This is a genomic window from Mesorhizobium sp. M2C.T.Ca.TU.002.02.1.1 (genome assembly GCF_003997225.1).
In genome coordinates this window covers 1-3,972 of the sequence record NZ_RZTO01000590.1, presented here as the reverse complement: position 1 = coordinate 3,972, position 3,972 = coordinate 1, and the positions used below count along the sequence as shown (strand labels likewise).

The window sequence follows — 3,972 nt, the reverse complement described above, 5'->3', positions numbered from 1 at the left end:
CGGCACGTGTCTGCGGGGTATCCGGCACGCTTTTCGAGCGCTCCAGGTCCTCGTCCGAATGCGGCAGCGGCGTCCACCCTGCCTTTTCCATGGGAGTCATCGAATCCACCCGTCCAATTCCCTTACTTGCGCCGTCCCGTGACGCTGGCGCGATTGACCCCCATTGAGCCTTAACATAGGGTCCGCGCGACTTTTAAACAGGTTAAGGCTGAGCGCCTTAACAGCTTGGTAATGGAGCGAAATCATGTCGAAGCCCGATCTGGCGAGCCTCGAGGAGACCATCGAAAAGGCCTTCGAGGGGCGCGACGCGATTTCGACCGCGACGCGCGGCGAGACGCGCGACGCTATCCAGGAGGCGCTCGACCTTCTCGATCGTGGCGTCGCCCGCGTCGCCGAACGGCGGGACGACGGCAAGTGGCATGTCAACCAGTGGCTGAAGAAGGCGGTGCTGCTCTCGTTCCGGCTGAACCCGATGGAGATCATCAAGGGCGGCCCGGGCGAGGCCGTGTGGTGGGACAAGGTGCCGTCCAAGTTCGACGGCTGGAGCGCGGTCGATTTCGAGAAGGCCGGCTTCCGCGCCGTGCCGTCCTCGGTCGTGCGCCGCTCGGCCTATGTCGCGCCGGGCGCCGTGCTGATGCCGTCCTTCGTCAATGTCGGCGCCTATGTCGATTCGGGCACCATGGTCGACACCTGGGCCTCGGTCGGCTCCTGCGCCCAGATCGGCAAGAACGTGCACCTTTCCGGCGGCGTCGGCATCGGCGGCGTGCTGGAGCCGATGCAGGCCGGCCCGACCATCATCGAGGACAATTGCTTCGTCGGCGCGCGCTCGGAAGTGGTCGAAGGCTGCATCGTGCGCGAAGGCTCGGTGCTTGGCATGGGCGTGTTCATCGGCCAGTCGACCAAGATCGTCGACCGAGCCACCGGCGAGGTTTTTTATGGAGAGGTGCCGGCGAACTCCGTGGTCGTCGCCGGATCGCTGCCGGGCAAGCCGCTGCCCAATGGCGAACCGGGTCCGAGCCTCTACTGCGCCGTGATCGTCAAGCGCGTCGACGCCAAGACCCGTTCCAAGACCTCGATCAACGAATTGCTGCGCGATTGATCTTGCCTAAAGCGCGTCGCGATCTTTCAGATTCGCTCCCAGCGCTTTAGGTTTTTGATCTTGCGCATGTCTTTGTCCCGAAACCGGTTCCCACTTTCGGGAGTCATGCTTTGACGGAGCGGGCGCGATTGTCTGAAAGATCGCAATTCCTCTGGGTGTTCTTCAGCCTTTCGGGGCGGCTGAGCCCGGTCGCCTATGCGTTGGCCGGGGTCTTGCTGGTGCTTGTCCAGTTTTTCCCGTTCTACCAGTTCGCGCGGGTTGAGCTGAACACCGCGGCCAGCCAGAACTGGGCCATGATCTGCTGGGGGGTGCTGCTGATCTCGGCCTGGGCCACCTTCGCGGTAACGGCAAAGCGCTTCCATGATTTCGGCAAGCCGACCTATTTTGCGCTGATCTCGCTCATCATCGGGCCCATCCTGCTCATCATCCTCGCCTGCTTCCGCAGCGATCCCGGGCCGAATCGCTACGGCAGGCGCACCAACGCGCCGGGCGATAGCTGAGACGGCCATGCGTTACCGCTCGCTCGATCCGCGACTGATCATCGAGACGGCCGAGAGGCTGGAGGAGCGGATCGGCGAGCGTTTCCCGGAAGCCGGCCTGCGGGGCGTGGCGGCCGAATTGGTGTCGCTGTCGCGGGATCTCGCCAAAGCCGCCAGGGACCTGGAGGCGCCGATCTGGTGGCTGCGCGGCGTCATCGTCGCGGCCTTCATGGCCGGCGTGGCGGTGTTCCTGTTCGTCGGCACCATCCTGCCGCTCGACCGCATTTCGGGCGCCGACGATGCCGTGCAGTCGATGCAAGGCATCGAGGCGACGATCAACACCGTCATCCTGGCCGTGCTTGGCTTTCTGGCGCTGGTCCGCACCGAGGAGCGGATCAAGCGCAAGAAGGTATTTCGTCAGTTGCGCGGCCTGCGCTCGCTGATCCATGTCATCGACATGCACCAGTTGACCAAGGACCCGGCGGCGCTGTCGGCCGACTTCAAGCCGACCGCGAATTCGCCGCGGCGCATCACCAACGCCGCCGATCTCGCGCGCTATCTCGATTACTGCTCGGAGATGCTGTCGATCACAGGCAAGATCGCCGCGCTGTTCGCGCAATCCGTCGATGACGACGTCGTCATCGACGTCGTCAACGATATCGAGAATCTGAGCTCCAACCTATCGCGCAAGATCTGGCAGAAGATCACGCTGATCGAGGACCGCCGCTAGAGCGTTTCACCGTTTCACGGAAACGGCGAACCGCTCTATCTTCTTGTTTTGGAGCAATTCCGGACGGAAAACCGCTCACACTTTTCCTGGAATTGCTCTCAGACCGCCCCGGGCGCGAGCCCGGGCGGACCGCGCTTTTCCGCTTCCGCCTGACGCACCAGCGCGGTGACGCGTTCGTTGACCGGCGTCGGGATGCCGGTTTGCCTGGCCAGGCGAATCACGGCGCCCTGCAATTCCTCGATCTCGGTCGCACGGCCGCGCTTGAGATCGTCCCACATCGACGAGCGCGCCTGAGGGTCGATCGCCAGCATGCGGCGCGCCAGGAGGCTGAACAGCCAGTCGGGGAGCCGCAGCACTTTCGGCAGCAGCGCCGGCGGCAGGCCGGTGATGCGCGCCGGCGCGATGCCCGCGGCCTTCATCGCGGCGAGCGCCTCGTCGATCTCGGCGGCGAGGATGACGCGCCAGCTTCGGTCGGCCAATTGCCTTGCCAGCGGCAGGTCGGAGAGCGCCACCAGCGCATTGTTGAGGTTCATCAGCAATTTGCCCCACTGCACCGCCTTCATGTCGGCGCGCGCTTCGACGGCGAGCCCATCGACGTCGAGCAGATCGACGAGCCCGTCGACGCCGGCATCAATCATCACCTCGCCCTGGCTGGCGCGATGCACATGGAACGGCAGCTCGCCGTCCGCAGATTGGACGACGTTGAACATCACCATGCCGGTCAGCACCCGCCGTCCCGGGAGCGCGGCGCGCAGCCTGTCGGCATTGTCGACACCATTCTGCAGGCTGACCACCACGGCATCCGGGCGCCCATGGGCGCCGATCAGCCTGCCCATCTCCGCGGTCGCGCCGCTCTTGACCGTCACCAGGATGACATCCGCGTCTGGCAGCGCCGCCGCCGGATCGTCGGTGACGGCAGTCGCCTGCGCCGCGAGGCGGCGGTCGCGGCCATCGAGATCGCTGACGCGCAACCCGCTTTCGCGCAGCGCCTCGACGATGCGGCCACGACCGAGGAAAACCACTTCGCGTCCGGCGAGAGCCAGACAGCCGCCGACATAGCATCCAATACTGCCGGCGCCGGCTATCGCAATGACGCTTGTTTCACTGGCCATGCATTCGTCCTCGCTTGGCCCACGACTTGCTATGATGATGCATGTCGTTCTCCCAGAACCGCCGCACACTTCTGGGCGACATGCATTTATACGCCATGAAAACCATATTGTCGGCGGCATGACCGGCGATCATCTGCCACCGTGACACGACAGACGCTTTCGACTATCGCTTTGCCCATGACATTGCCGACCGATCCCGCCGCGAATCTTGCCGCCCTGATCCGCTGTCCTTCTGTGACGCCCGCCGAGGGCGGCGCGCTTGCCGCGCTGGAAGGCATGCTGACGCCCCTCGGCTTCTCGGTCGAACGCCCGGTCTTCTCGGAAGACGGCACGCCGGACATCGAAAACCTCTATGCGCGCCGCTCCGGCAACGGCCCGCATCTGATGTTTGCCGGCCATACCGACGTCGTGCCGGCGGGCGACGAGGCGGCCTGGACGCACCCGCCCTTCGCCGCCGAAATCGCCAATGGCGAGATGTATGGCCGGGGCGCCGTCGACATGAAGGGCGGCATCGCCTGCTTCGTCGCCGCGGTGGCGCGCCATGTCGAGAAA

5 protein-coding genes and 1 pseudogene are annotated in these 3,972 nt (G+C 64.9%); 4 read left to right on the top strand and 2 right to left on the bottom strand.

Annotated features, from left to right (window positions below):
- Positions 1–100 (bottom strand): annotated as a pseudogene (locus tag EOD07_RS38670) (3-isopropylmalate dehydrogenase); the annotation flags it as partial.
- A gap of 144 nt (positions 101–244) precedes the next feature.
- Between EOD07_RS38670 and dapD the strand changes: the two are divergent.
- The 3 genes from dapD (at position 245) to EOD07_RS25570 (ending at position 2,308) form a co-directional block, all read left to right on the top strand.
- Positions 245–1,099, top strand: coding sequence for a 2,3,4,5-tetrahydropyridine-2,6-dicarboxylate N-succinyltransferase (dapD, locus tag EOD07_RS25580; RefSeq protein ID WP_127237400.1), 855 nt, complete (start codon positions 245–247; stop codon positions 1,097–1,099).
- A 128-nt stretch (positions 1,100–1,227) separates the two neighbouring features.
- The gene (locus tag EOD07_RS25575; RefSeq protein ID WP_041003559.1) at positions 1,228–1,599 is read left to right on the top strand and encodes a DUF805 domain-containing protein; all 372 of its coding nucleotides are present in this window, start codon (positions 1,228–1,230) and stop codon (positions 1,597–1,599) included.
- A gap of 7 nt (positions 1,600–1,606) precedes the next feature.
- Positions 1,607–2,308: a hypothetical protein gene (locus EOD07_RS25570; protein ID WP_127237399.1), complete on the top strand. Its 702-nt coding sequence runs from the start codon at positions 1,607–1,609 to the stop codon at positions 2,306–2,308.
- Between the two features lie 98 nt (positions 2,309–2,406).
- On the opposite strand, the gene EOD07_RS25565 is transcribed toward EOD07_RS25570, so the two are convergent.
- Positions 2,407–3,420, bottom strand: a complete 1,014-nt coding sequence (locus tag EOD07_RS25565; protein ID WP_127237398.1) for a 2-dehydropantoate 2-reductase — start codon at positions 3,418–3,420, stop codon at positions 2,407–2,409.
- Between the two features lie 177 nt (positions 3,421–3,597).
- Here EOD07_RS25565 and EOD07_RS25560 point away from each other — a divergent pair.
- The coding region (locus EOD07_RS25560; protein WP_127237397.1) for a M20/M25/M40 family metallo-hydrolase at positions 3,598–3,972 on the top strand (375 nt) is incomplete at its 3' end.

Excerpts from the sequence above, each read along its gene's own strand:
- dapD (WP_127237400.1), top strand. The coding sequence starts at position 245 with ATGTCGAAGCCCGATCTGGCGAGCCTCGAGGAGACCATCGAAAAGGCC.
- EOD07_RS25570 (WP_127237399.1), top strand. The coding sequence starts at position 1,607 with ATGCGTTACCGCTCGCTCGATCCGCGACTGATCATCGAGACGGCCGAG.
- EOD07_RS25565 (WP_127237398.1), bottom strand. The coding sequence starts at position 3,420 with ATGGCCAGTGAAACAAGCGTCATTGCGATAGCCGGCGCCGGCAGTATT.